The organism is Bradyrhizobium sp. MV1.5, from assembly GCF_055807615.1.
The window spans coordinates 112,754-137,804 of record NZ_JBVVPL010000012.1 but is presented as its reverse complement, the minus strand read 5'-3'; the positions used below and the strand labels follow the sequence as shown (position 1 = coordinate 137,804).

Annotated in this window: 22 protein-coding genes; 10 read left to right on the top strand and 12 right to left on the bottom strand. The window is 61.9% G+C overall.

The window, feature by feature from the left end; all coding sequences use genetic code 11:
- Nucleotides 1-244 precede the first annotated feature (244 nt).
- The 3 genes from AC0L2J_RS14535 to AC0L2J_RS14525 all read right to left on the bottom strand — a co-directional run bounded on the left by AC0L2J_RS14535 (nucleotide 245) and on the right by AC0L2J_RS14525 (nucleotide 2,555).
- Nucleotides 245-706 (bottom strand): hypothetical protein, encoded by a 462-nt coding sequence (locus AC0L2J_RS14535; RefSeq protein ID WP_245313335.1) that lies wholly within the window; start codon nucleotides 704-706, stop codon nucleotides 245-247.
- Between the two features lie 457 nt (nucleotides 707-1,163).
- Nucleotides 1,164-1,556, bottom strand: coding sequence for a hypothetical protein (locus AC0L2J_RS14530; protein WP_473390970.1), 393 nt, complete (start codon nucleotides 1,554-1,556; stop codon nucleotides 1,164-1,166).
- 465 nt (nucleotides 1,557-2,021) lie between these two features.
- Nucleotides 2,022-2,555: a GNAT family N-acetyltransferase gene (locus tag AC0L2J_RS14525; RefSeq protein WP_473390966.1), complete on the bottom strand. Its 534-nt coding sequence runs from the start codon at nucleotides 2,553-2,555 to the stop codon at nucleotides 2,022-2,024.
- A gap of 260 nt (nucleotides 2,556-2,815) precedes the next feature.
- Here AC0L2J_RS14525 and AC0L2J_RS14520 point away from each other — a divergent pair, with 260 nt between their 5' ends.
- The 4 genes from AC0L2J_RS14520 to fabI are packed head-to-tail and all read left to right on the top strand — an operon-like array spanning nucleotide 2,816 to nucleotide 8,032.
- Complete coding sequence (locus tag AC0L2J_RS14520; RefSeq protein ID WP_473390962.1) at nucleotides 2,816-5,041, top strand: DUF3141 domain-containing protein; 2,226 nt, start codon at nucleotides 2,816-2,818, stop codon at nucleotides 5,039-5,041.
- Nucleotides 5,042-5,064: 23 nt separating this feature from the next.
- Nucleotides 5,065-6,027, top strand: coding sequence for a phosphate acetyltransferase (locus AC0L2J_RS14515; protein ID WP_473390960.1), 963 nt, complete (start codon nucleotides 5,065-5,067; stop codon nucleotides 6,025-6,027).
- Nucleotides 6,028-6,032: 5 nt separating this feature from the next.
- Nucleotides 6,033-7,247: an acetate/propionate family kinase gene (locus AC0L2J_RS14510; RefSeq protein WP_063995339.1), complete on the top strand. Its 1,215-nt coding sequence runs from the start codon at nucleotides 6,033-6,035 to the stop codon at nucleotides 7,245-7,247.
- Nucleotides 7,244-8,032, top strand: a complete 789-nt coding sequence (fabI, locus tag AC0L2J_RS14505) for an enoyl-ACP reductase FabI (RefSeq protein ID WP_063995340.1) — start codon at nucleotides 7,244-7,246, stop codon at nucleotides 8,030-8,032. The genes AC0L2J_RS14510 and fabI overlap by 4 nt, the downstream gene beginning before the upstream one ends.
- A gap of 17 nt (nucleotides 8,033-8,049) precedes the next feature.
- Here fabI and AC0L2J_RS14500 read toward each other — a convergent pair whose 3' ends face one another.
- From AC0L2J_RS14500 to AC0L2J_RS14480, 5 genes are all read right to left on the bottom strand, one after another.
- The gene (locus AC0L2J_RS14500; protein WP_007613199.1) at nucleotides 8,050-8,508 is read right to left on the bottom strand and encodes a MaoC family dehydratase; all 459 of its coding nucleotides are present in this window, start codon (nucleotides 8,506-8,508) and stop codon (nucleotides 8,050-8,052) included.
- A gap of 11 nt (nucleotides 8,509-8,519) precedes the next feature.
- The gene (locus AC0L2J_RS14495) at nucleotides 8,520-9,170 is read right to left on the bottom strand and encodes a 3-oxoacid CoA-transferase subunit B (protein ID WP_063995341.1); all 651 of its coding nucleotides are present in this window, start codon (nucleotides 9,168-9,170) and stop codon (nucleotides 8,520-8,522) included.
- 4 nt (nucleotides 9,171-9,174) lie between these two features.
- Nucleotides 9,175-9,822, bottom strand: a complete 648-nt coding sequence (locus tag AC0L2J_RS14490) for a CoA transferase subunit A (protein WP_007613196.1) — start codon at nucleotides 9,820-9,822, stop codon at nucleotides 9,175-9,177.
- Nucleotides 9,823-9,912: 90 nt separating this feature from the next.
- Nucleotides 9,913-10,506, bottom strand: a complete 594-nt coding sequence (locus tag AC0L2J_RS14485) for a hypothetical protein (protein WP_007613194.1) — start codon at nucleotides 10,504-10,506, stop codon at nucleotides 9,913-9,915.
- Nucleotides 10,503-11,429 (bottom strand): alpha/beta fold hydrolase, encoded by a 927-nt coding sequence (locus tag AC0L2J_RS14480; protein WP_063995342.1) that lies wholly within the window; start codon nucleotides 11,427-11,429, stop codon nucleotides 10,503-10,505. Before AC0L2J_RS14480 ends, AC0L2J_RS14485 begins: the two co-directional genes overlap by 4 nt.
- Nucleotides 11,430-11,563: 134 nt before the next feature.
- Between AC0L2J_RS14480 and AC0L2J_RS14475 the strand changes: the two genes are divergently transcribed.
- Genes AC0L2J_RS14475 through AC0L2J_RS14465 form a run of 3 tightly spaced genes read left to right on the top strand, consistent with a single transcriptional unit; the run spans nucleotide 11,564 to nucleotide 15,312 of the window.
- Nucleotides 11,564-14,071 (top strand): alpha/beta hydrolase, encoded by a 2,508-nt coding sequence (locus AC0L2J_RS14475; protein ID WP_063995343.1) that lies wholly within the window; start codon nucleotides 11,564-11,566, stop codon nucleotides 14,069-14,071.
- Nucleotides 14,072-14,080: 9 nt separating this feature from the next.
- Entirely contained in the window at nucleotides 14,081-14,944 is an 864-nt protein-coding gene (locus AC0L2J_RS14470) for an alpha/beta fold hydrolase (RefSeq protein WP_473390958.1), read from the top strand.
- A 17-nt stretch (nucleotides 14,945-14,961) separates the two neighbouring features.
- The gene (locus AC0L2J_RS14465) at nucleotides 14,962-15,312 is read left to right on the top strand and encodes a phasin (protein ID WP_007613186.1); all 351 of its coding nucleotides are present in this window, start codon (nucleotides 14,962-14,964) and stop codon (nucleotides 15,310-15,312) included.
- Here the strand turns inward: AC0L2J_RS14465 and AC0L2J_RS14460 are convergent.
- From AC0L2J_RS14460 to AC0L2J_RS14450, 3 genes are all read right to left on the bottom strand, one after another.
- Nucleotides 15,309-15,536 carry a hypothetical protein gene (locus AC0L2J_RS14460; RefSeq protein WP_231170972.1) on the bottom strand — a complete coding sequence of 76 codons (228 nt, stop codon included), beginning with the start codon at nucleotides 15,534-15,536 and terminating at the stop codon, nucleotides 15,309-15,311. The two genes, AC0L2J_RS14465 and AC0L2J_RS14460, sit on opposite strands and share 4 nt — an antisense overlap.
- A 283-nt stretch (nucleotides 15,537-15,819) precedes the next feature.
- Nucleotides 15,820-16,317, bottom strand: a complete 498-nt coding sequence (locus AC0L2J_RS14455) for a hypothetical protein (RefSeq protein WP_007613183.1) — start codon at nucleotides 16,315-16,317, stop codon at nucleotides 15,820-15,822.
- A gap of 669 nt (nucleotides 16,318-16,986) precedes the next feature.
- Nucleotides 16,987-19,419, bottom strand: coding sequence for an autotransporter family protein (locus AC0L2J_RS14450; RefSeq protein WP_473390949.1), 2,433 nt, complete (start codon nucleotides 19,417-19,419; stop codon nucleotides 16,987-16,989).
- A gap of 766 nt (nucleotides 19,420-20,185) precedes the next feature.
- On the opposite strand from AC0L2J_RS14450, the gene AC0L2J_RS14445 reads away from it, so the two are divergent.
- The 3 genes from AC0L2J_RS14445 to AC0L2J_RS14435 are packed head-to-tail and all read left to right on the top strand — an operon-like array spanning nucleotide 20,186 to nucleotide 22,700.
- Nucleotides 20,186-20,380: a hypothetical protein gene (locus AC0L2J_RS14445; protein WP_063995349.1), complete on the top strand. Its 195-nt coding sequence runs from the start codon at nucleotides 20,186-20,188 to the stop codon at nucleotides 20,378-20,380.
- Nucleotides 20,352-20,804 (top strand): hypothetical protein, encoded by a 453-nt coding sequence (locus AC0L2J_RS14440; protein WP_063995350.1) that lies wholly within the window; start codon nucleotides 20,352-20,354, stop codon nucleotides 20,802-20,804. Before AC0L2J_RS14445 ends, AC0L2J_RS14440 begins: the two co-directional genes overlap by 29 nt.
- A gap of 57 nt (nucleotides 20,805-20,861) precedes the next feature.
- Nucleotides 20,862-22,700, top strand: coding sequence for an SDR family oxidoreductase (locus tag AC0L2J_RS14435; RefSeq protein WP_473390943.1), 1,839 nt, complete (start codon nucleotides 20,862-20,864; stop codon nucleotides 22,698-22,700).
- Here AC0L2J_RS14435 and AC0L2J_RS14430 read toward each other — a convergent pair.
- Nucleotides 22,650-25,049 carry a glucose/quinate/shikimate family membrane-bound PQQ-dependent dehydrogenase gene (locus tag AC0L2J_RS14430; protein WP_473390939.1) on the bottom strand — a complete coding sequence of 800 codons (2,400 nt, stop codon included), beginning with the start codon at nucleotides 25,047-25,049 and terminating at the stop codon, nucleotides 22,650-22,652. The genes AC0L2J_RS14435 and AC0L2J_RS14430 overlap by 51 nt on opposite strands.
- Nucleotides 25,050-25,051 lie beyond the last annotated feature (2 nt).

The window sequence follows — 25,051 nt, the reverse complement described above, 5'->3', positions numbered from 1 at the left end:
ATCACACTTTGCGGGCGTGATCATTCCAGACCCGAGAAAGTAGGCCACCCACGGCGTGACCGGCCCCGATCAAGATGGTGACTGCACCGGGGCCTTCGACGTTCTCGCCAGTCGTTGGAAGCTTGTACGATTGGCAGGCGCGCCTTCGACAAACAGGATGTCAGTGTTTGGCTACTGCATTGTGTCCCAATGCAGATTGGGCCGTGGCGTGAAGCCCGGCGTGGTGTTGAAGCAGGCGAGGCGGCTATTGGTTACTTCCAAGCGCGCGCCCTAATCGCTCTAATTCAAGCGTTACGCAGAATAGCGCGAACAGCGACGCCAGGAGTTGCAGCCCGCGACGAAACATGAGCCATAGATCGGCGCCCTGATGGATCTCGGGCAAATGTCTGAAGAACACGACGCCGAACAGCGACCCACCAAAAATGAAGGCAAGACGCCCCAGAAACAAAAACAGGTGGCTCAGGATTGGATTCGAGCGCTGAGGGGGAAGCGGAACGCGCTGCAGGCGATACCAATAGGCGACCTGCATTGCCATGATCATGATCGGTGCAGCAAGATTGTCAGATCGTTCGAACGGCAGCTGCTCACCGGGATAGTTCATCAAGTGCCTAAATTCGGGCAAGCCCTCCAAGATTATGAAAAGGGCTCCACTGAGCTGAACCAAAAGAAGAACCAGATAGACGGCTCGCGATTTCAAATTTGTCATTCCGAACACCCGTCGAGACTATGCTAAAGGTTGCAACCGGGTGCATGGAAGCGTTCGAATGCGTGAGCATCGTCCGGAGGTGTTGATGGTCGCCCCAGCTGGCTGGCGTATTCCGCGACGATTCGGCGCGCCATTCCGTGTAGGACAGCTTGAGCTTTTTAGCCGCGCCGCGTTTTCTGACGAGCGGTTTCATGTGCCGACCGTCGGCGCATAAACAAAGGCCGCGTTGAGCTAGATCAAATCTTTGCCCGAGCAGTCCCCAACCTATGTGGTCCGGTACCTGCCTCTGACATGAAGCCGGCCTTCAATGCCAGCTCCACAGCAGCCGCGAGCGTGTTGAGATGTTCCGCAATCTTGGCGAAAAGTTCTCGCTTCTCTGGCGAGGTCGTAAGCGCGCTTATCAACGCAACCTCTGCTGCCTGCTTTCGCAGTGCTTCGAGATGATGCCGGTGATCGTTCATAGCGGCTGGCCCCCGGGCTGGCTCATGGCTGCGGCCTGGGCAACGAAGCCCTCAAGCACCGGTACCGCATCCTCGATGCTGTGGCAGCAGCAGCTGTCGAGTGAAAGCCCGGCACTGAGATCAAACAGCTCTAGCCAAAATAGTGGCACGCCATTCAGATCGAGTTTGGGACCTCGCAACATGCGTATTACACAGCTTGCCACCGTGGCGACCGAAACGGATAAATTTTGATCGTTGTCGGGGATGCACGAAAGCCGAACGTAAGCCTGCGCGATCTTCAGTTGCGTAAGCGCTCTTTCGGGCATGCTGCCGTCGACCAAAATTCGATCCTGGGTGTCTTGTGGGAGCATTGACCAAGCGCTTTGGTCCACCGCGACCAGCCTGCGCATTGGGGTGAGGTCGATCGGAGATAGCAGTACTCGGGAGACACTCGCTTGCGGGAAGTCGCCAAGTTTTTGTTATTTGAGGCCACAAAATGTGTGGGCGCAAAGTCTCTGCCACGGATCGATACGCAGGTAAAAAGAAAGCGCCGCGACGGCGTGAGGTGACCTGTCGCCGATGGGCAGCAGTCAGTAAGGTGCTGACCGGGACGTAATTGCCATAGTTGTCGTACTAGCAGCTGTCGTAGCTCCCTAGGCTGCAGCTCGGAGGGCGGCCCCTCCCACGGCGCCCGCCGCTCCGTATATGCGGTAGCCATAGTAGCAGCCCGGATAACCAGCCACGGGACGATAACCGGGCCGACCGGGACGGCCGGCAACAGGATAACCAGGGCGCCCGGGGCCGACCGGCGATGGGGTGCGACGATGCATCGCTCCGCAAGATCTTGAGCGCGGGCGCCATGCACCGCTCATTGATCACCGCCCCTCTTTGCCCAGGAGTAGCGCGAAACGCATCGTCTGTGGGTCGCGGTTCCCGTCCGGCTTAAAGCCGAACTTGCCGAGTACCGCCTGCATGGACTTGTTCTCGGGCAGGACCTCAGCGGTGAGTTCACGCAATCCGGCATTGGAGGCGATCTCGCCAAGGTGGCGCATCAAGATGGAGCCGATGCCTCGGCCCTGCCAAGCGTCGATGACGACGAAGGCCAACTCGGCTCGTCCGGGCTCAAACACGACGTATCGAGCGCCTCCGACAATCATTGTCCGCTCGGGCTGCCCGACCTCGCACACCAGCGCGACGTGATTCATGAAGTCGACATCCATGAAGAACGCGCGCTCCTTGTCCGAGAAATGACGCTTGATCCCAAAAAAACGGCGCTGCAACGACTGCTTGCTGGTCTGATCCAGCGCGTCGAGGACAGCCGTCTCGTCGGCCGGCCGCAACGCTCGGATTTCGGCCGTGCTGCCGTCCCGCAAGCGTTCCGTCACCCTGTATTTGGCGATGTCCGACATGCGAGGTCTCGGCTCGGGCGGCGGAAAACACGACGGCCTGAGGCTCGTCTATGAACGGGCGGTCGGTTACCCGTTTGATTTGTATCAAGGGCCCCGCAAAAGCCGGCGGCCTGACTCTCGGCAGTTAGCTCGACACATTCGGGCGGGATGACGACGTGACACGACTGGGTCGGCGTACTCGCCGTCCAGCATTGACCTATATCAAAGGCCTGCAGTTGCGGCGGGCTTTGGATGCATTCATACCACATCGAGGTCGGAGCATGCAGATGGAAGTGCCTGGATCACCCGGTGGTCCGATGTCCGGTCTCGTCGCCTCGGCGGTTGAATACATGGTCGATGCTGGGCAACGGAGCATACTCTTCCTCGATGTGATGCGCCGGCGCGGCGACCAATATCGGGAGCACGTCGCCCAAACCGCGCCACACGTTCTGCAATATGCGGCCGAACTGATCATCGATGGCCGCAAGCTGGACGAACCCGTCAATTACGCGCTTGTCCGCATCGTCCCGCCAGCCGGCGTCGAGATCGATTCCACGCGGCGGCCGTTCATCGTGATTGATCCACGCGCCGGGCACGGTCCAGGCATCGGCGGGTTCAAGGCCGACAGCGAGATCGGCGTCGCGATGAAGGCGGGGCATCCCTGCTACTTCATCGGCTTCCTGCCGGAGCCGGTGCCGGGCCAGACTATCGAGCGTATCGCGCGTGCCGAGGCACTGTTCATCGAAAAAGTGATCAGTCGTCACCCGGAAGCTGACGGGAAACCCTGCGTGATAGGCAATTGCCAAGCCGGCTGGGCGGTCATGATCCTGGCTTCGGTTCGGCCCGAACTGTTCGGCCCACTGATCATCGCCGGAGCCCCGCTCGCGTACTGGGCGGGCGTGCATGGCAAAAACCCGATGCGATATTCGGGCGGCTTGCTGGGCGGAAGCTGGCTAACTGCGCTCGTTAGCGATCTCGGCGGCGGGAAGTTCGATGGTGCCTGGCTGGTCCAGAATTTCGAAGGCCAGAACCCCTCGAACACGCTCTGGACCAAGCAGTACAACGTCTATTCAAAGGTCGATACCGAAGCCGATCGCTACCTCGAGTTCGAGCGCTGGTGGGGTGGGCACGTCAATCTCAACGCCGAGGAGATCCAGTTCATTGTCGACGAGCTCTTCGTCGGCAACAACTTGGCCGCCGGCAATATCACCATGGCCGACGGGCAGAAGGTAGATCTGCGCAACATCAGTTCGCCGATCGTGGTGTTCTGCTCCAAGGGCGACAACATCACTCCGCCACAACAGGCGCTGGGTTGGATCCTCGAATGCTACGCCGACGTTGATGACATCAGGGCCTATGGACAGACGATCGTCTATACCGTTCACGAGAGCGTCGGCCACCTCGGCATCTTCGTGTCAGGCGGTGTCGCCAAGAAGGAGCACGCCGAATTTTCCAGCAACATCGATCTGATCGATGTACTACCACCCGGCCTTTACGAAGCGACCTTCGAAGCCAAGAACGAAGAAACCTCCAGTTCCGATCTCGTTGTGGGCCAGTGGGTGATGCGCTGCGAGGCCCGGACATTAGATGATATTCGGGCCATGGGTGGCAATTCGCCTGAGGACGAGCGGCGCTTTGCCGCGGCAAAACGCGTCTCGGAGCTCAATCTTGCCGCCTACCGCAAGTTCGTGCAGCCCTGGATCAAAGGCATGGTGGCGCCGCAGACGGCGGAGATGATGCGCAATCTGCATCCGCTACGGACGCAGTACGAGGCGTTCAGCAGCCAAAATCCGTGGATGAGCGCGGTGAAATCGGCAGCGGAAGGGCTAGAAGAGAACCGCAAGCCGGTTTCGAACGACAATCCGTTCCTGGCATTTCAGGAGCAGGTCTCGAAGCAGATCGTTCATGCGCTGGACAGCTGGCGCGATTCGCAGGAAGCGATGAGCGAGGCGATGTTCCTCAACGTCTACGGCTCGCCGGCGCTACAGGCGGCGGTCGGCATAGATCCGAAAGCTGAACCGTCGCGCCGGCGCGAGATGCCGGCCGAACACCGTGCCATGCTCGACAAACGGATCGCCGAGCTCCGATCCAGGATTGGCGAAGGGGGGCTTCGCGAGGCGGCCATCCGTGCCCTGCTTTATATCGGCTCGGCGAGAGGAATGGTGGATGAACGCAGCATCGAGGCGTTGCGTCAGGCTCGTCGCGACGACAGCGGAGCGCGATTAACGCTTGCCGAATTCAAGATGCTGGTTCGCGAGCAGTTCTTCATGCTGCTGCTCGATCGCGAGGCGGCGCTGGCCGTTATCCCGAAGTTGCTTCCCGACGACGTCAATCAACGCCGCGCGGCTTTCACGACGATGAGCGAGGTGCTGTCGGCCAGCGAGGACATCACAGGCGAGCGCGCCAGCCGCCTGCAGCGTGTCGCACAGCTGTTCGGTCTCGCCGCCGAAACGTCGGGGAGGGCGTCGAACGTTGCCCCTTTCGACCCCAAGGCGAGGGCATCGTAACACTGTCTGGAAGGAACCGGCTCATGTCAGCCGACACGTCGCAGGCACAGTCCCCGAGCAAATACGACCGCTTGATCGCGGCCGCGCAGGCCGTGCCGCCGGCCCCAACCATCGTTGTGCATCCGTGCGATGAAAGCTCATTGCGGGGCGCTGTCGATAGTGCACAGGCCGGCATTATCCGGCCGCTCCTGGTCGGACCTGAAAGGAAGATCCGGGATACGGCCGCCAGGCATGGTCTCGACATCGCGGCCTTCGAGCTTGTTGACGCAGCACATAGCGATGAAGCCGCTGCAAAGGGGGTAGAGCTGATCCACGCCGGCCGAGGTGAGCTGTTGATGAAAGGCAGCTTGCATACGGATGAGTTGATGCGCGCGGTCACCGCGAAGGCCGGAGGCCTGCGTACCGATCGGCGTATCAGCCATGTCTTCGTGATGGACGTGCCGGCCTATGCGGAGACCATCTTCGTGACGGACGCGGCCATCAACATCTTCCCTGATCTGGACGCCAAACGCGACATCATCCAGAACGCCATTGATCTGTATGTGGAAGCTGGGTTCGGCAAATCGCCGCGCGTGGCAATCCTGTCAGCGGTTGAAACCGTGACCTCGAAAATTCCGTCTACGATAGAGGCGGCGGCACTCTGCAAGATGGCGGACCGCGGGCAGATCACCGGAGGGATCCTCGACGGTCCGCTGGCCTTCGACAACGCCATCGACGTGGAGGCGGCGCGCATCAAGGGGATCAAGTCCGAGGTCGCCGGTCGCGCTCAGATCCTGGTCGTTCCCGACCTGGAGGCCGGCAACATGCTGGCAAAGAATCTCGCCTATTTCGCCAAGGCGGACGGCGCCGGCATCGTGCTCGGAGCCCGCGTCCCGGTCGTCCTGACGTCACGCGCGGATTCGGCGCGTGCGCGGATGGCCTCGTGCGCGGTCGCTGCGCTGTATGCCCATGCCCGGCGCCGGCGTGCTCCAACGATTGCCGCGTGAACGCCATGGATACCATCCTTGTGGTCAATGCCGGCTCCTCCAGCGTCAAGTTCCAGGTCTACTCGATCGAGGGTGACGGAATATTGCGGCGACAGCTGAAAGGGCAGATGGATGGGATCGGCAGCCGCCCGCGTTTGCGCGCGAGTGGCTCCACCGGCGATCCGCTTGCGGATCGCGCCTATCCGATCGAGGCGGTGCCGGATGTTCCGGCCGCGATGGACATTGCCGGTGCCTGGTTGCGGGACGAGCAACGCATTCACCCGATCGCTGTCGGTCATCGCGTCGTTCACGGTGGTCCGGACTACGACCGGCCGATCCAGATCGATCATGGTGTCGTCACCCGGCTGGAGCGGTTCATTGCGCTCGCGCCGCTGCATCAACCCCATAATCTGGCGCCGATCCGCTCGATTCTCGGCAATTTCCCGGAGCTTCCGCAGGTCGCCTGTTTCGATACTGCATTTCATCGCACGCATAGCGCGGTCGCCGATCATTATGCGATCCCGCATCATCTTTATGCTGAAGGCGTGCGTCGCTACGGCTTTCACGGTCTCTCCTACGAATACATTGCGAAGACCTTGCCAAAGGTCGCGCCGAAAATCGCGAATGGTCGGGTGATCGTCGCTCACCTCGGAAGCGGCGCCTCGATGTGCGCTTTGAGCGCGGGACGAAGCGTCGAAAGCACCATGGGATTCACCGCTCTCGACGGGCTTCCGATGGGAACCCGCCCGGGTCAGATCGACCCCGGGGTGGTGCTGTATCTGATTTCCGAGAAGGGGATGTCAGCCTCCAACATCCAGAACTTCTTTTATCGCGATTGCGGCTTGAAGGGGTTATCCGGCGTCAGCAACGATATGCGGGAGCTGGAGAGCAGTGAGGATCCGCGAGCCAGACTCGCGATTGAATATTTCAGCTACCGCATAGGGCTCAATGCCGGGATGCTTGCCGCGGCGCTGCAGGGGCTGGACGCGTTTGTCTTTACAGCCGGTATCGGTGAAAATTCCGCAACAATTCGCGCGCATGTCGCTGGCCAGCTCGCGTGGCTGGGCGTCACCCTCAATCAAGCCGAGAATACGCGCCACTCACAGCTGATCTCGGGTCCCGACAGTCGCATTCCAGTCTATGTGGTGCCGACCGACGAGGAGCTGATGATCGCGCAGCACACACTGTCGCTGCTGATGAAGAGAACATCGAACAATCAGAGGCAGGAGAGGGCATCATGATTCCAGTGTTTCCAGATTCCAAGATTGCCCTGAAGGGGAAAAAAGGCCTCGTCGTAGGAATCGCCAACGACCAGTCGATCGCATGGGGGTGCGCCAAGGCCTTTCGCGCTCTCGGCGCTGATGTCGCCGTCACCTACCTGAACGAGCGCGCGAAGAAGCACGTCGAGCCTCTTGCGCAGGCACTCGAGGCGTCTATTTTCATGCCCCTCGATGTCATGACGGAGGGGCAGACTGAAGACGTGTTTGCCCGGATCGAGAGGGACTGGGGCCAACTCGATTTCCTGCTGCATTCGATCGCCTTCTCACCGAAGGAAGCCTTGCACGGACGTGTGGTGGACGTCGGCCGCGACGGGTTTCTGAAGACGATGGAGGTCTCCTGCTGGTCCTTCATGCGCATGGCTCATCTGGCCGAGCCGCTGATGAAGAACGGCGGCACCATGTTTACCATGACCTATTATGGCAGTCAGATGGTGGTCGAGAATTACAACGTGATGGGCGTAGCTAAGGCCGCGCTCGAAGCGTCGGTGCGCTACATTGCGGCCGAGCTGGGCCCGAAGGGTATCCGCGTGCACGCCATTTCGCCCGGACCGCTGGCCACGCGCGCGGCATCAGGCATTCCCGACTTCGACGAACTGATGGACAAGGCGCAATCGAAGGCGCCCTCGCGCAGTCTCGTCAGCATTGAAGATGTCGGCAATGCCACGGCATTTCTCGCGCTCGACGGGGCGAAGCTCATTACGGGAAGCGTTCTCTATATTGATGGCGGCTATCACATCATCGATTGAAGAGGACGGGACGCGGCTCAGCGATAGTGCAGGGCGATCAACTCGGCGACGCAGGCCGGTCGTTTGCCGCCTTCGATCTCGATGACCAGATGATAGTTCACGCGCAGCCCGTCGGGAGGCACGTCCTCCGTTTCAGCAACGCTGACGCGGCCGCGCAGCTTCGAGCCCGCCGGGACCGGTGAAAGGTACCTGATCCGGTCGGCACCGTAGTTCAGGGTGTTTCGGAGGCCTTTTAACCCCATCACCGAGCGGATGAACATCGGTGCCAACGCCAGGGACAGCATGCCATGGGCGATGGTGGTGCCCCCGGGCATTTCTTTCCTCGCGCGCTCCTGATCGACATGGATCCACTGTTCATCGCAGGTCGCTTCCGCAAACTTGTTGATGCGGTCCTGCGTCACCTCGATCCACTCACTAGCGCCGATTTCGGTGCCGACCGCAGATCTTATCTCATCAAAATCGCCGAATATCCGCATGTCCCTTACCTTCAGATCATCATCTCCCGGACATGGTCGCCGACGAGGAGGTCGGCTTCTGTCGCGGCCATCACTTCGCCGATCGTGACGCCCGGCGCGGTCTCTAGAAGCGTCGCCCTGCCATCGGCAAAGCCGATCACAGCCAAGTCGGTGACGACCAGATTCACCGGTCGCGCCGAGGTCAGTGGCAAGCTGCATTTGGCAACGATCTTTGACTTGCCCTTTGCAGCATGCTGCATGGCGACGATGACCCGCTTCGCGCCGCTGACGAGATCCATGGCGCCGCCCATGCCAGGAACCATCTTGCCCGGGATCATCCAGTTGGCGAGATGGCCATGGGCATCGACCTGAAGACCGCCAAGCACCGTGACGTCGACATGGCCGCCGCGGATCAGCCCGAACGACATCGCGCTGTCAAAGGTCGAGGCCCCGGGCAGTGCGCTAATCGGGCGCCCCCCTGCGTCCGTTAGCGTCGGATGAGCCAGGCCTTGCTCGGGGATAGGCCCCGTTCCGATCAGGCCGTTTTCCGACTGGAAGAACACTTTCAGGTCCGTTGGAACGTAGTTCGCGACCAGCGTCGGAATACCAATGCCGAGATTGACGAGATCGCCGCTCCGAAGCTCCTTGGCGACGCGCCGGGCGATGATGATCTGCGGATCCATGTCGTCACCCGTTTGTAATGAGGTAGTCGACGAGCGGCGCCGGGGTCACGACGTGGTCGGGCGCGATCACGCCGACCGGCACAATGTTCTCCGCCGTGACGATCACGGTGTCGGCGGCCATCGCCATGACTGGATTGAAGTTGCGCGAGGTCAGTGCGTACGCCAAGTTGCCGAGGTAGTCGGCAAGGAAGGCGTGCACTAGCGCAAACTGCGCACGCAAGGCCGTCTCAAGCAGAAAAGGCTTTCCGTCGACTTCGATCTCGCGCTTGCCCTGCGCAACCAGCGTGCCGACGCCGGTTGGCGTCAAAACTCCACCCAGCCCGCATCCACCCGCACGAATGCGCTCGACGAAGGTTCCCTGGGGTACCAGATCAACGGCGATCTGGTTTGCCAGCATCTGCTGCTGTGCCTTCGCATTCAGACCGATATGCGTTGCAGTCAATCGCGCGACCAGCGCAGCATCGAACAGCTTGCCGACGCCCTTGCCGGGGATCGCCGCGTCGTTGCAGATCAGCGACAGGCCGCCCTTCTTCTGCCGCACCACCTCGTCGAGCAGGCGCTCCGGTGTCCCGACACCCATGAACCCGCCGACCATGACACTCGCCCCGGCCGGGATCATTGCGACGGCTTCTTCAAGCGAAATGGCCTTCATGAGGGAGAACTCCGGTCGGCGCGTGCAGGGCGGTCGATAAATGCTGGAGGGCGGAAGTCGCGCTGCTTTGATCTGCGTCAAGGCTCCGCATCATTCGCAGACGATTCCCAGGCTCGCGAGCGTGTCGTGCCAGAGCTTGCGCAGTTCGGTGTGTCGGCTTTCCAGGACTGTACTGACGGTGTCGCGGAAGGGTAGCAGGTCGGGACCTTTCAGGAACAGGATTTGCGCCTGCAACAAGCGCCCGCTCTCGAACTCGATGCGGCGCAAAGCCATCACGAAGGGGTCATTCGGGTTTGCCTCAAGCGGTAGTAACGCCGCTGGCCGGATCCCGGCGTGGATGGCATGCGCGAGCGTGGCGAGGTGGACTGCTTGCCAAAGAGAGCGATCGGCAATGCCTTCGTTCGGCGCCGGAAGCCAGGCGGCCTCCCAGGATACGGCCATATAACCCAGGGCGAGATCCGGCACCCATGTGGTTGCGCGCATCAGAAGCGAGACGATCTCGCTTTCGCGGTAGAGCTGAGCGTTCAGTTCTGTCTGCCAACCGGCCTCGAACTTAGCCGGCAGGGCGAGGGCGAACTGCCTTGCGAGAGCGCCATGGGCCGAGATCAGGAAAGCGGCGACGCGGGTCTGCTGGCTGGGCGGCACGCGGCCTTCGGAGTCGAGTGGTCCGAGAAGTCCGCTCATGCCCGGGTCCTCTGGACGGGGATGGCACGCAGATGGTCGTAGCCGGCGGGAAATGGAGTGAGCTCACCGCCAGGATCCTCAGGCGCAATCCAGACCGCCTTGTTCCCCTGCCAGCGTCCGGCCAGCACGTCATCGGCGAAGCGCGCGAGCAGGTCGGCTGTGAGCGCACCCTTTTCCAACGTGAAAGCGTGATAGGCGCCTGGGATGATCACGAGCGCGCTGTTGGGGATTCCGACACGCAGCGTCTCGTGTAGGGCGCGCGGCGTCAGGAAGTCGAACTCTCCGTTTAGGATCATGGTTGGGACGGCGATCGAGGCGAGTTGCGGCGTCAGCGGCTGGAAGTCGAGGAACGACTCCATCAGGTTCTGCAACGCGTAGAGGTCATTGACCAGCCAGCCCTGCCGCTTGACCACGTCGAGCTTGTCCAACAGCGGCTTCAACCATTCATCGGACAGATTCATCGGCAGCAGCAGATCCTGGAGATAGCCGGTTCCACCCAGAATTAGGCCGGTGCGTAGTGCGTTGCCGATCAGGAGAAGTTGAGGCGAAAGCTCGGCAAAGCAACTCATTGGCACCAGACCCGAGAGGCGCGCCCCATGCTCGATGGCGTAGCGCAGCGCGATCAGGCCGCCGAAGCTAATTCCACTGAGGAAGACCGGACCTTCACCAAGCATCTCGATCAGGCGATGCAGCGCAAGGACATGGTCGTCCTGATTAATGAAAAGCGTGGGCTTGTCGGAGGCGCCCTGGCCGAGCAGATCGAATGTCGCGACGCGAAACCCCCGCGCGATGAGCGCGTCGCGATAAGCGGTCCACAGTTCGGAATATTGAGTCAGTCCATTGACCAGCACGTAGGCCGGCGCCGTCGCAGGACCGTCGAGCTCATACCGGATCCGGTAGGAGCCGTGGGTAAGGAAAGGCATCGCGGCGACCCGGCATGTAATTTGTTCTCAAAATTCTCGCGCGGGCAGTTCAAATTCCCTTGCGCTAGATCAAGGGTCGCGCCGCGTCCGCTCCTAGCTTTCGGCAAAAATCAAGCCTGCCGGAGGAATTCGTCATGATCGGGAGACATGTCATGCGGCGATATCTCATCAGCCTGCTGCTGCTGTTGATCGGGACATCGCTCGCGGTCGCGCAGCCCTTCACACGCCGCTCGTCGCAGATACAGCATGATGGGCTGAAGAAGACGTACGAGATTGCGAATTTCCGGCTTGGCGGCAAGTACGATCTCGCTGATCCCTCGAAGTGGGAGAATGGCGGGGAGGGCGGTGTCACCCTTGAATCGCTTGGCGCCGGGAAACTGCACACCGCCTATATCGCCGTCGGTACGCCGCGGCGCAACGCAGCTGGTGAGATCACCAATGCCGTTGTCATCAACTCATATTATTCCGGTGACTCCACTGACATGTACGAGCAGTGGGTCAAAGGAGCAGCGTTATCAGGCACCGTGCCAATTATCGGCCCGGGCCGGCCGATCGATACGGATCGCTACTATGTCATCATGGTCGATCCGCTTGGAACCTGGGGCGCCAGCAAACCTTCGGACGGTCTCGGCGTAAAGTTTCCGCAGTACAGCTACTATGACATGGTCCAGGCCAATTACCGAATGCTGCGCGACGGGCTGAAGGTCGCGCGCGTTGCGCTGGTGTCCGGCGTTTCCATGGGCGGCACGCAGACCTATGTCTGGGGCGTGATGCATCCCGAATATATCGGCGCACTGATGCCGATCGGCGGCACCACGCAGTCGGATGGCGAAGATCCGGTCGGCAACTGGACATTCCAGATGATGACGGCAGCGATCGAATCCGATCCGGTGTGGCAGAACACGAAGGGTGATTATTACAAGCTGCCCAAGGAGAAGCATCCGATGCCGGGCGTGGCGTTCGGCTGGTCGATCCTCGGCATGACGGGCTATGACTTTGCGTTCCGTACGACCCAGAATTGGGGCGCCGTCCAGCCCGAAATCTTCTATTGGGACCCACCGAACGAAAAAGCGGCGTTGAACGTCGTCAACCGTGCCAAGCTTTACGATGCGGTCGACCTGGTCTGGCGCAACCGTGTCGGCGAAACCCACAACATCAACCCTTATCTCGGCCGCATCCAGGCGCGGACGCTGGTGATGCACATCACGAATGACCTGTGGCTGAACTTCAAGTTGGCTCAGAAGGCTGTCGACCGTGTACCCGGTGCGGACCTTATCGCTCAGGAAAGCCCGGTCGCACATTATGGTGTGTTTCCGATCATCAACCAGCGCAAGAACGACCCGAAGTTCGTTGCCTTCATGGATGATGTGGCGAGCCTGGACCGCGCGCAGAAGTTCGTTGACAAGAATTATCGCGTGCCCGGCGTCGCCGAGAACATCGACCCCAAAAAGTCGTTCTGGAAAGAGTTCGTGACCTATCCCTATCCGGTCAAATACGCCAATGCCAAAGACAAGGGCGGAAATTCCTGGCAGATCGGCTACATGGATGAATATGCCGGCACGGAGAAGGATCCGAAGATCCTTGTGATCATCCATGGCAAGGGCGCGTTCGGCGGGCACTACGGCAACATCATGCAGTATGCACTACGCAGCGGCTTGCGCGTGATCGTGCCCGACCTGCCGCATTACGGCATGTCAGGCCCCGGCAATCTCGACAAGAGCCCGGCGCGCACCATGCAGGACATGCGCGAGGTCATCTACGATCTCGTCGTCAACCAGCTCGGCGTCAAGAAGGCGTATTATCTCGGCCATTCGCTCGGCGGTCAGTTCGTGATGGGTTATGCCCTGACCTGGCCGGATGCAGTGCAGGGCCTCGCGCTGGAGGCGCCGTCCGGTCTCGAGGAATATCCGCGCGAGATCACCATCGCCAAGGGCAAAAAGGCGCCGCTGTTCGACCCGGCCTTCGATCATGACTTCGACAAATGGAGGGCGACCTGGGACCAGACCGGGATCCTTGCCGCGGAGAAGGCGCGCGACGAGCAGAACATCCGGGACTTCTTCTACTTCAAGAAGCGTGACCCGGAGACCGGCGCGGTGTCGGCCGCCAAAAGCGGCTATTTCTTCAGCGACAGCGAATATGCCCGCCTCCACACCGAGCAGCGCGTCGGACTGACCAAGGGCAATCCGAAGGAGCTGGAGCAGTGGTGTAATATCTTTATCTACGACATCTACACGATCGGCGCGGAACTGCAGCAGGATGATCCGAAGAACCTCTACAAGCGGCTCACGCAGATCAAGGCGCCGATCTTCCTTGCATTCGGCGACAAGGAGCCGTTCATCCCGACGCCGGCATTCAACGGGCTGACGGACCTCGGACGCGACGCCATCACGCCGTTCATGACGCGCATGAGCAATGCAGGCAATCGGCCGATCCTCAAGATCTATCCGGAGACCGGGCATTTCATTCACACAGACAATCCGGTCGAATACCCGTCCGATGTCGTGGATTTCGTGACGCGGGGAAGCGTCGACACCTCATCGCCGGTCGGAACCGATCGCATGATCAAGGGGGCGGTGGTCTCGGCCTTGCCGGTGGCTCCGACCCCGCCGGGGGCCGCGCCTACCGCTGGCCTCAACAAGTAGGGCCGGTTGATGCCGAGGGTGCAGGCAGGCGAAGTCCAGCTGGGCTGGCGAGAGTGGGGACGAGGCGACGTCACCGTCGTCTTCATCCACGGCAATCTCGCCAGCAAGGACTGGATCGAGCTCGCTGCGCCGCTGTTTCCCTCCGGCCTCCGCGTGATCGGGATCGACTGGCGCGGCTGCGGTGATAGCGACCGGCCGAAGCCTACGGTCGACTACACCAACTATACGATGCAGCAGCATGCGGAAGACATGCTGGCCGCGCTCGATACGCTGGACATTGGATACTGCCATCTTGCAACGCATTCGACCGGCGGCATCATCGCGGCCCGCATGCTGCTGATGCAGCCACGGCGGTTCGGGCGTGTATTTGCGCTTGATCCGGTCACGCCGTTGGGCATGGCCTTCAATGCTGATCAGATCGGACTGTTTCGGGCGATGATGGCGAGCAAGGAGTTGACCCGTTCGGTGATGGCGACCGCGGCATCATCGCTGTTCGTGCCGGAAAGCATGGCGCCGAACAAGATCCCGCAATTCCGTCCAGGGGGCGCGGACATCCAGGCGCTGTTCGAGCGGATCATCGAACAAACCTTCGGCGTCTCCGAGGGCATCTGGATCGGGACGCCCGTCAATCTCACACGCGAGCGGGAGAGTCGGGAATTGGAGAGCCGCATGCCGGAGATCGGGCATTCGCATTTGGTATTGTGGGGCGAACGGGACGGCTGGATCCCCCCCGCCGACCTTCGCACGATGGCCGCGGCAATGCCGGACTGCCGCCTCGTCGTGGTGCCCGGTATCGGACATTCGATGAATCTCGAAATGCCCGCGCTCTACGCCGGCTATTTTGGCGCGTGGTTCGGGGGACTTACGGCATAACAAGGAGGAATGACACCATGGCCGATAGCAATCCATCCGCAGCGGGTATCCGCACCATGCTCGCCGAGACGCTTGTTCGCCTGCGCAAGGCAAACGCCGAGTATTTCGAGCAGCTGGAAATGGGCTTAAGTGCCTCAAAGCTGCCGATTGCAAGCGGCGCCAAGGAGTTCTGCGGCTACATGCAACGCAACGTCACCGCGACGTTCGACCTCGGCGACAGGCTCATGCAGGCCAAGGACATGAAGGACGCCCTCGAGATCCAGTCTGATTTCTTCCAGGCCCAAATGCGATTGCTCACCGAGCAAACCAGAAGCATGGGCGAGTCTGCCATGAAGGCGGCGACCGAAGCGTTTGCACCGAAGAATTAAATCACGCTCCTTGCTGCCATGGCGGCCATCAGGCGCGATCCTCGATCGCCGGCGCCTAGCCCAGGCGTCTTGGTCTTGTCCTCGTTCTTCTCGTGTTTTGTGCCGCGCAACGCATCGGCCATCGCTTTGCGGTGGATCGGCTGGCCCTTGTACATGGGGCTTTCGAACACAAATTGCTGATCCTCCCGCGCGAGCGCTTCCTTGATGATCGCCAGATCAGACAAGGGCTGCTGGATCCCGCGCCGCTTTTTGACCCGCTTGAGGGGCATGTCAAACCGCGGATGCTCGCGGTCGAGTCGAACAACTCGCTCCGGTGCGCGCCGAGCAACTCACGCGAGCGCAGCATGGTTACGAGCTCGAACTTGAGCGCCAGCCGGGTCCGGCGGTCCCAGGGCAGGTCCTTGCGATCCAGTCCATGCCAGAAGATCCTGATCTCATTCTCCGACAGGACTCGCGTGCGCGGATGCCCGGGATCGAGCTTCGGCAGGTTGATGCAAGGACTGGCGGTCACATAGTCGCGGCCCGCTTCAGCCGCCCAGTTGAACAGCCCCGAGGCTGCCTTGCGCATATGGCGGGCGTTGCTGACGGAGGGCTTGCCGAACTTCCCCGCGACAATGTCATTCGAGAGTGTTGCGATGTCAGCTTCGTGACGTCTCTCGCGAGTGTCTTGCCAAGCCTCGCACCGAGAAACCGGCGCAGGTGGCTCGCCGTATTTTCCGAAGCCTCAAGCCGGGGCCGCATCTCGCCATCCGGCTTCTTGACTGGCGTCTTCATCCAGTCGATCCGCTCCTCAATGATCTCGGCGACGGTCTTGCCGCGCTTTGCCTTGTTGGCCTTCTGGTCCCGGAAACTCTCGGCGAGAGCTTTGGCACCCAGTCCCTTGAGGCCGTAGGCCTTGCTGTGGGCGTCCTCGACGGTGAAGGTCTCGGGATTGTAGACGCCGAGCCAGCCGGTACGCTGCTTCCCGGTCTGCCGGTCGGTGAACTTGTACGAGAAGGTCGCCACGCCCGCCGCGGTGATGCTGACGTAGACACCAGGGCGTTTGCGGTCGTAGAGCTTGGCTTTGCTTGGCGACCCGCTTCTCGCACAGGCGGTCGGTCAGGATGACGCTGCTGTTGCGGCCGCGCTTGCCGGCGGCGGAGGCGGCGATGCTGTTATCCATGTGGTTTCGGCTCCTAAGGCTTGGACCAAAGGGCTCGGCTTTGAGTCTTTCAGCTTGTCGTGCGGACCGCTGGAAGGCTTAGGGCCGGGCCCTCAATTTGGTGAAGCCCGCTGAAACAGCCTGCATCAGGGTAGTCGAAAAATCCGTGCTTCAAGTATTTTGTTAGTTTCGGCGTGTTTCACCGGATGCCAAAATATAGACGTGTGGTCCTGGCCGTCGTTGCTGCGGTCAAGCCTTGGCGGATGCGGGATTTGCGCCAACCGGCGATGTTGGCGACTTTCTGTAAAGGCGAGGGAGGGCAGATCGCCGGGCCGCGACAAACAGGCAAGCCGCCCAACCGCTTCAGACAACTGGCACCAATTCAGCATGCGGTCCCATCCGTTATCTTTAGCCAGAAGATTTCCGCCGTCGAAGTGGTGGCCGGAGAAGGGTGAACGGGACGGAGGCGGGAATGGGATTTGCAAGATCACTTTATTGCTCTTAGCTACTCTTTTCTCCGTATGACCTCGAGTTCACCACGCATATCGCATACCGGCCGCTCCGCGGACGCCGTCGCGCCTGCCTCCGTCGGTATCGCTGACAGCGAACTGGTAGTCGGCATTGGCGTAGAAGCTGACGTTGGCGTTCATCCTCACGCTCACCCCGCCTCCCAGTTGCAGGCGCGTGGCCTGCTCCAACAGCGGCACCAGATCGACACCGGAAAATGTCGTCGTCGCCTGCGCCGCCCAATCGCGCCACAGATTGGCGCGAACATAAGGCTGCCACACCTGGCCGCTGTCGCTGACGACGGTCCATCGGCCGCGCAGGCCAATCCGCCCGCTGGTGCCCGACGTAGTACCCAGTGCGACCGCACCTAGGCCATCATGGGCGTCGTCGAACGACACATGTTGCCAGACGATCTGCGCCTGCGGCTCCAGCACGAAGCCCGGCCCGAACATTGGCAGCCGAATGGGATAGCCCGTCTCCAACGACGAGAGGAAGCCGAAACCGGTGGTTGAAAGGCTGGCGAATTGCGTCGAGGCCGCGCCTTCATAGCGCGTCGCCTGCGCCACCGCGTCGAGGTACCAGTCATTCGGGCCGTAATGCGTCCAGTAAGCGCCGCCCGACCATGCATTGAGATTGAGACCGCCGGTGTGACGGAGCACGTAGCCGGTCGCTGCTTCGTTCGTGACCAGGCCGCTCACATCGACATTGGCGTTGGCATATCCGACATAAATGCCTCCGGCATCGCGATGGCCCGGTATCCATTCGCCTCGCCAGAGATCCATTCCGCTCTGAAAACCCAGCACCTGTCCGGAGGTGCGCGGATCAGCGAACGCCTTGTAGTGGTTGTCGATCTGCTGGCCCAGGAACCGGCCCCAGACCGAAGGTCCCCAGACGGCATTCAGGCAATCTGTCGACGCCTTCACCGGTGTCCTGCGCGGCATCCTGTCCCATGTGTTACCATCGGTTGGGCACGGCGTGTCCGTGTTTGCGGTCGGCGAAGTATCGCCGGTGCGTTCATGCAAGGTGCCAAGCGTCGTCATCCCCAATTGCCGGGCGATCGGCTGGACCACGCCATAGGTCGCGATCTCCGGCCCAATAATTGGATAGACGCCCGGCGGCAGCGGCCCTGTCACCGGCGGCTCGGGCGGCAGGATCGGCAGCGGCAAGGTCGGCGGCTCGATCGGCGGCCCCACGGTGAAGGTCGATCGTAGGAACCAGTCGTTGGGACTGTTGCTGGGGTCGAGGCCACCACGGAAAAGAAAATAGTCAAAGGCGCCACCGCGCACCTCGCCGGCAAGCGCGAAAGCACCTTGAGCCGTCGTGCCGCCGTTAATTGCCTGCACCACTGTAATGCCGTTTGCCACCGTCTCGGCGCCGGGGCCGCCGACATTGGTGATGCGCAAAAAGGAATTCCCGGTCGCATTCCCGCCATTGATGACGAGCCTGTCCGACGGCGAACCGTCGGCGCCAAGAAATGTGTTCATCGCGATCGTTCCGCCAATCCCGATGTAGCCGTTCGTCGTCAAGACCGTGCCCGGGGCAGCGCTCGTACCCATGCTCACCAGACCGCGGTTCGTGAGGCTGAGTACGGTCTGGTTGAAGCCGTTGAGATCGAGCGTTCCAGCTGGGGCCACCGCTACTGCCGAATTTGGACTGAACGTATTCACCGCGCCGGCTCCCAACGTGCCCGCGTTGACGTTCGTCGCGCCGAAATAGCTGTTGGCAGCGGTGAGCCTGGTGGTACCGGCAAGCACATTGACGGTGCCGGCACCGCTGATCGTCGGTGCAAACACATAGTCGACGGACGTATGATTGAAGTTGATTGCGCCGGCGCCGGCGCCAAACGTCACGCTCGGGGTGTTGAGCGTGCCGGGCGCAGCCGCCGGGGCGCTCGCGCCCGCGCCGATGTTGAGCGTTCCAGTCGCACCTACATTTGCCGCGATCACAACAGTAGGCGCCGTAACGACGCCGCCTTCCGCAAGCGTAAGCGTGCCGGTGCCCGAGTTGCCGACGTTCACGCCCGAACTGTTGCTCCAGATAGAGCCCGCGCCCGCCACCCTTACCGTACCGAGCGAGCCTGCATTGCTACCAACGTTGGCAGTGAACGCAGTGTTATTGATGACCGTTCCACCGTTCGTGATCGTGAGCGTGCCCGTGCCAAAACTGCCGATATTGAACCCGCCGCCTGCAGTGATGTTCAAACTGGAGCCCGCGCCGGTAACCGTCACTGTCCCCGACGAGTTGGTAGACAATCCGACGGAGACGCCGCCGAAACTGTTCACGGTACCGCCGCTTTCGACGGTGAGCGCGCCCGCGCCCAAACCGCCGACCACGAGGTTGCCAATGTTCGTCCATGTGGAGCCGGCGTCGGAAACGGTCACGGTACCCTGCGAACCCGGCAAATTACCAATAAAGCCGCCTATGTCGGTCAATGTTCCGCCGTTTCGGATGACGAGCATTCCTGTCCCGTTTTGACCGACTGCAAGGTTTAGTGCTGTTGCTCCCGGTCCCCTGACCTCCGTCGAATTTGGGATCACCGTGTCAATGTTTGCGCTGGTCGCCGTGTTCGGAACACCGGCGCTCCAGTTTAGAGGGTTAAACCAGCCATTGGAGAATGCCCCGGTCCAGTTTGTCTGAGCGTGGGTCGAAACCGGTGCTGCAGTGATAAGCGCAATCGTTGCGAACAATCCTGATGAGAGATGTCTGCACGCGGCGCGTGCTGGCGAGGTATCGCGGCGCGATCGGATGAAGAGAAGTCGATCCGGGTCCAAAGCAACCTCCAATCCGCAACGATAAACGCAGCCGTCATGACGGAGTACAAAGGATCACAATCGTGATGGGATGGCCGTAATTGTGACGACAGGAGATGCAACTTGAGTTTGTTGCCCGTTGATGCTCTTCCGCCACGCAATAGGGAGCAATACTGACCGATCGCTGGCATTACAAATGCCCGCCGCCAACTTTTCGCGGCGCCCCTGTAGTGTGCGTGTATTGTCGCGGGTCCCTGCGACTTGCCGCTCGGCTTCGACTACGATTGGCGAGCGACGGAGGTTCCCACGACCTCACGCGCAATGCGGGCAGTAACCAGGACGGTCGCGCGCTCGGCAACCCCGAAACATCGCCAAGCCGGCAGTAGCCAGGCAGCGAAATTTTCAGCTCGTTAACAATGTTGAATCCCTGGCCGGAGCGATTGCCCTACCGTGAACCTTTCCGCTGGGGCTTTCCATGATCGATACCGCGACCAAGGCGTTGTTGCGCACCGTTCTCGACGAGGTGTGTGAAGGTGTTCCACGCTGTGAGATCGGCGCCAGGACCCGCGTAGCCTCGAAGCTTCTGGAGACTGCAAGCAGGGGTGACATCTCTGCGGATCGCCTCAAGCAAGCGGCCCGCAATGCTCTCTCAGAAATCCCGACGATGTGACGATGGTCATGTGGGGGCGGGGGTGAATTTCCACGTGACGGTCCTCAAGATCCTGGTGAGCTACCCGGATGGGTTCGCCGCCTTGGAGGATCTCAAGCGGGATATGGCCATTCTGGCGACCAGCGGTCGCGACTGGGCGGAGCGCACCCGGCGGCTCGCCGGGCGGGTGCCGGGGCTGGACATCTTTTCGCAAGGGCTGATCGACCGGACGAATGGCGGGTGGCGCATCACGGCCAAGGGCCGCGCGGTGCTCGATCTGATGGAAGCTCGTCCGGACCAAGCGCCGATTGCCGCCCAACAACCTCCCTCAGAGCCGGAACTCCTACCGGCGATCACGCGGCACTTTCCGGCGGAGAGGGTCGGAGGACGACTCGCGGCGCGCCGTCGCCGACGCAATGCCCGCAAGCAGGCTCGGGCGTCCTAGCGAGGAACGAGCGTCGCTCCCGAGGCTTGAGCAAACGCCTTGTGATGGAAGACGCTCATGCAAAGTTCCGACGCCACCTTGTCGACCGCCCGTTTGTCGCGAGCGACGGACGATATCTGGGTCGTGGACGACGCGCCAATCAGCGCCGCCGGTCTGAAACTCCCGGTGCGTATGACCGTCATTCGGCTCTCGAATGGCGATCTCGTGCTGCATTCGCCGGTGAGATATTCGCCGGCTCTCCGCGGTGAGCTGGAGCGGCTTGGGACGATAAGGTACTTGCTCGCGCCGAATATCGCGCACTGGATGTTCCTGTCCGAGTGGCAGAGCGAGCTGCCGCAGGTGACGACATTCGCGGCGCGCGGTCTTGCGGCACGCAGGCAAGTGCGGGCGGCACGCATCCGCATCGACCGAGAGCTCGGAGATATGACGCCTGAGGAATGGAGGGCCGACCTCGAAGCCGTCTCGGTGAACGCTCCGATGTTCTCCGAGATCGAGCTGTTCGACAAGCGCAGCCGGACATTGATCCTGACGGATCTCGTGCAAAACCTCGATCCCAATGATCTCAGCGCGCCAAACGAGGCCGCGGCAAACCTCCTCGGCATTTCCAAGCCAAACGGAATGGCGCCGGTCTATCTGCGACTGCTGCTGCGCTTCGGCGGCCGTTCGGTCCGGTCCGCAGGCGAGCGGCTTGTACGGCTATCGCCGGGGCGGGTGATCTTCGCGCACGGTGACTGGTTCGAAGCGGACGGAACCGAGCGCCTCCGGCGATCCCTGCACTGGCTGCTTCCGGCGGGCGGCTCCGGACCCGAGCCGCGGCAGATGACTGGCACGCGCGTCGTCATCACCGGCGCATCGAGCGGAATCGGGCGTGCTACTGCGCTGGCCTTCGCCGGAAAGGGCGCAAGCGTGGTCCTGGCGGCACGCCGTGCTGAAGTCCTGACGAGCCTCGCCGCAGAATGCGACGCGCTCGGAGGCCGCGCATTGGCGATCGCGACCGATGTCACCGATGCCGAGGCGGTGCAGCGACTGGTCCGAGAGGCCGAAGACGCCTTCGGCGGCATCGACGTCTGGATCAATAACGCCGGCACTGGCGTTTTCGGGGCCTATCAAGACGCGGATATCGCGCTTCATCGCCGAACGATCGAGGTCAATCTCCTCGGCACGATGCATGGCGCTTTCGCGGTGCTTCCGATCTTCCTCCGCCAGAACCGCGGCATCCTGATCAACAACATCTCGCTCGGCGGCTGGGCGCCGACGCCTTTTGCTGCGGCCTATACGGCGAGTAAGTTCGGCCTGCGCGGGTTCACGGCGAGCTTGCGCCAGGAGCTCAGGGCTCACCGCAACATTCATGTCTGCGGTGTCTTCCCGGCCATGGTCGACACGCCGGGCTTCGTCCACGGCGCCAATATGTCCGGCCGAACGCTTGATCCAGGTCCGCTGCTGTATCAGGCGGAGGACGTTGCCGAGACGTTCGTGAGCCTCGTTCGCGCACCGCGGGACGAGGTTGCCGTGGGCTGGCCGGCCCGTGCCGGCCAAATTGCCTATGCGATGGCTCCGCAGATCACCGAGAACATCGTGGGAGCTGCCTTCCGCTATCTGCTGTCGCGCGCGCGCCCGGCGAAGAGCAGCGAGGGCACCATGATTGAAGCTGGTCCGCAAGGCGCGTCGATCGATGGCGGTTGGCTGTCACGCAAGCAGCTCCCACCTGCCGAGGTCATCAGTCAGGGGCTCGCGGCGCTGGGACTGGCTGCGGGCGTGGCCCTCCTGGCTTCAGTAATTGCGCGTCGCGCCGGCAGATCGGGACAAGGCGTCGGCAAGCGCAAGCAAGTCGCGCGCCGAGGCAGATCAGGGCAGCGCGTAAGCCCGCACGTAATCGCCGAGTTTAGTTCCGAATGACCCGTGGCCGCCGTCGACCGTGACGACATATTGCTTGCCGCCGGCCTCATAGGTCATCGGCGTCGACTGGCCGCCGGCAGGAAGGCGGTCTTGCCAAAGCTGTCTGCCATCGCGAACGTCAAACGCGCGGATGTAGTCATCCATCGTTCCCGTGATGAAGATGACGCCGCCCGCGGTGACGATCGGACCGCCGAGCATGGGAACGCCGAGCTTGAATGGCAGCGGCAGCGGGGCCTGATCGCGGATCGTGCCGATGCGATGCTGCCAAACCACCTTGTGCGTCCTGAGATCGATCGCTGCGATGTTGCCCCATGGCGGGGCAAGGCAGGGGATGCCGAGCGGTGAGAGGAAAATGCCGAGGTCGACCCCGTAGGGGGCGCCGTACATCGGCTGCACGCCGAGCTCGGTTCCCGGCGGATGCGCTGCGTTCGGCGCGGCCGGATTGTCTTTCCCGCGCGGCACGAGGCGCGAGACGAAGGGAATCGATTGAGGGTTCGCGATCGCGATCTGGCGCTGCGGATCGACGGCGATGCCGCCCCATTCGAACATGCCGAAGTCTCCGGGAAACACCAGCGTGCCTTGTTCGGACGGCGGCGTGAACGGCCCCTCATAGCGCAGGCGCTTGAACTTGATGCGGCAGGCGAGCTGGTCGAACATCGTGCTGCCCCACATCTGCGCGTCCGTCAGTTTGCCCGAGGGGCGGAAGCTCAATTCCGAAAAAGGCTGGGTTGGCGACAGCCGGTCTCCGTTCGCGGCGCCCTGCGGCACCGGCTTCTCCGGTGCGGGCACCAGCTGACGCCCGTCGCGGCGGTCGAGCACGAAGATGTCGCCGGTCTTTGCCGGGATGTAGATCGCAGGCGTCACGCCGCCGTTACGGCGCAAATCGACCAGACTGGGCTGCGAGGGCATATCCATGTCCCAGAGATCGTGGTGCACGTTCTGGAACGACCAACGCAGTTTTCCGGTCGAGACATCGAGCGCAATCAATGCCGAATCGTAGCGCTCCTTTTCGGGCGAACGGCCGCCGCCCCAGATATCCGGAGAACTCGAGCCGAGCGGGACGTAGACGAGCCCGAGCTTCTCGTCGACCGCCGAAATGCTCCACGAATTGGGTGAGCCGGCCGTAAAATGATGCGAGGCCGAGGGCATCTCGTTCGGATCGGAATTGCCGGCATCGAAGGCCCAGATCAGCCGTCCTGAATAGATGTCGAAACCACGGATCACGCCCGACGGGACGCGATCGGAATAGTTGTCGATCACCGCGCCGCCGACGATCAGCACCTTGTCCGTGACCACGGGTGGTGAGGTGCCCTCGTAGAAGCCGAGTGTCTGGATCTCGCTGCCTTGCTTGAGATCGATCTGGCCGTGATTGCCGAAGCTGGCGCAGGGCGTCCCGGTTTGGGCATCGAGCGCGAACATCCGCCCGTCATTGGTCGGTACGAAAATGCGTCCCGCACAATCGCTCGGCGCCGGCGTGCCGTCGGCAGTCACCGCGCCGGGCCTGGTCGCGTGATAGGACACGCCGCGGCATGTCATGTGCTGGAAGGCCTTGTTGTGCTGAACCTGGGGATCGAACTTCCAACGCTGTTTTCCGGTCGCCGCTTCGAGCGCGAACACGATCTGGTGCGGCGAACAAGTGTAGAGGAGATCACCCACCTTGAGCGGCGTTGCCTGGTTGGTGATCTCGTCGGGGTCATCAGGGCCCTTGTGGTCGCCCGTGCGGAATTCCCAGGCGAGTTTGAGGTTCTTGACGTTGTCCTTGGTGATCTGGCTCAGCGACGAAAAGCGCGTACCGAAGCCGCTGCCGCCGTAGGCCGTCCAGTTCTGGCCGGCAGCGGGCTGGTTCGGTTCTGGAGACGCAATGGCTCCCGTTGTTTCGCCCTCAGGTATCGTGCCGGCAAGATCGCGGCGATCGCTCGTCAGGGACATGCCGACGACGATGGCTGCGGCGACCAGCACAAGGCCAAGCGTCCATCGCGCTGCGCGCAAGCGGGGCGCCAGGCGGGAGGCAATGAAGGGCAGCATCAGCCACAAGCCAAGCGGCACGAGCACGTCGCCGCGCGGCGCCAGCGACCAGAAATCGAGGCCGGCCTCCCAGATCGCCCAGGCCATCGTTCCGGCCAGCAGCGCGGCATAGGTCCAGAGCGCCTCGGCACGGCGGCGCGCGAGCAGCCAGCTCGTGAGTAGAAGCATGATGCCCGCGACCAGATAGTAGACGGAGCCACCGAGGGCCGCGAGCCAGGCACCGCCAGCCAGGAGGCCCAATCCCATGATAGCGACGACCACCATGGTGATGGCCAGCAATGGCGCGTCACGGAACCAATTCGTCGAACGATGTATCGGTGTCATGA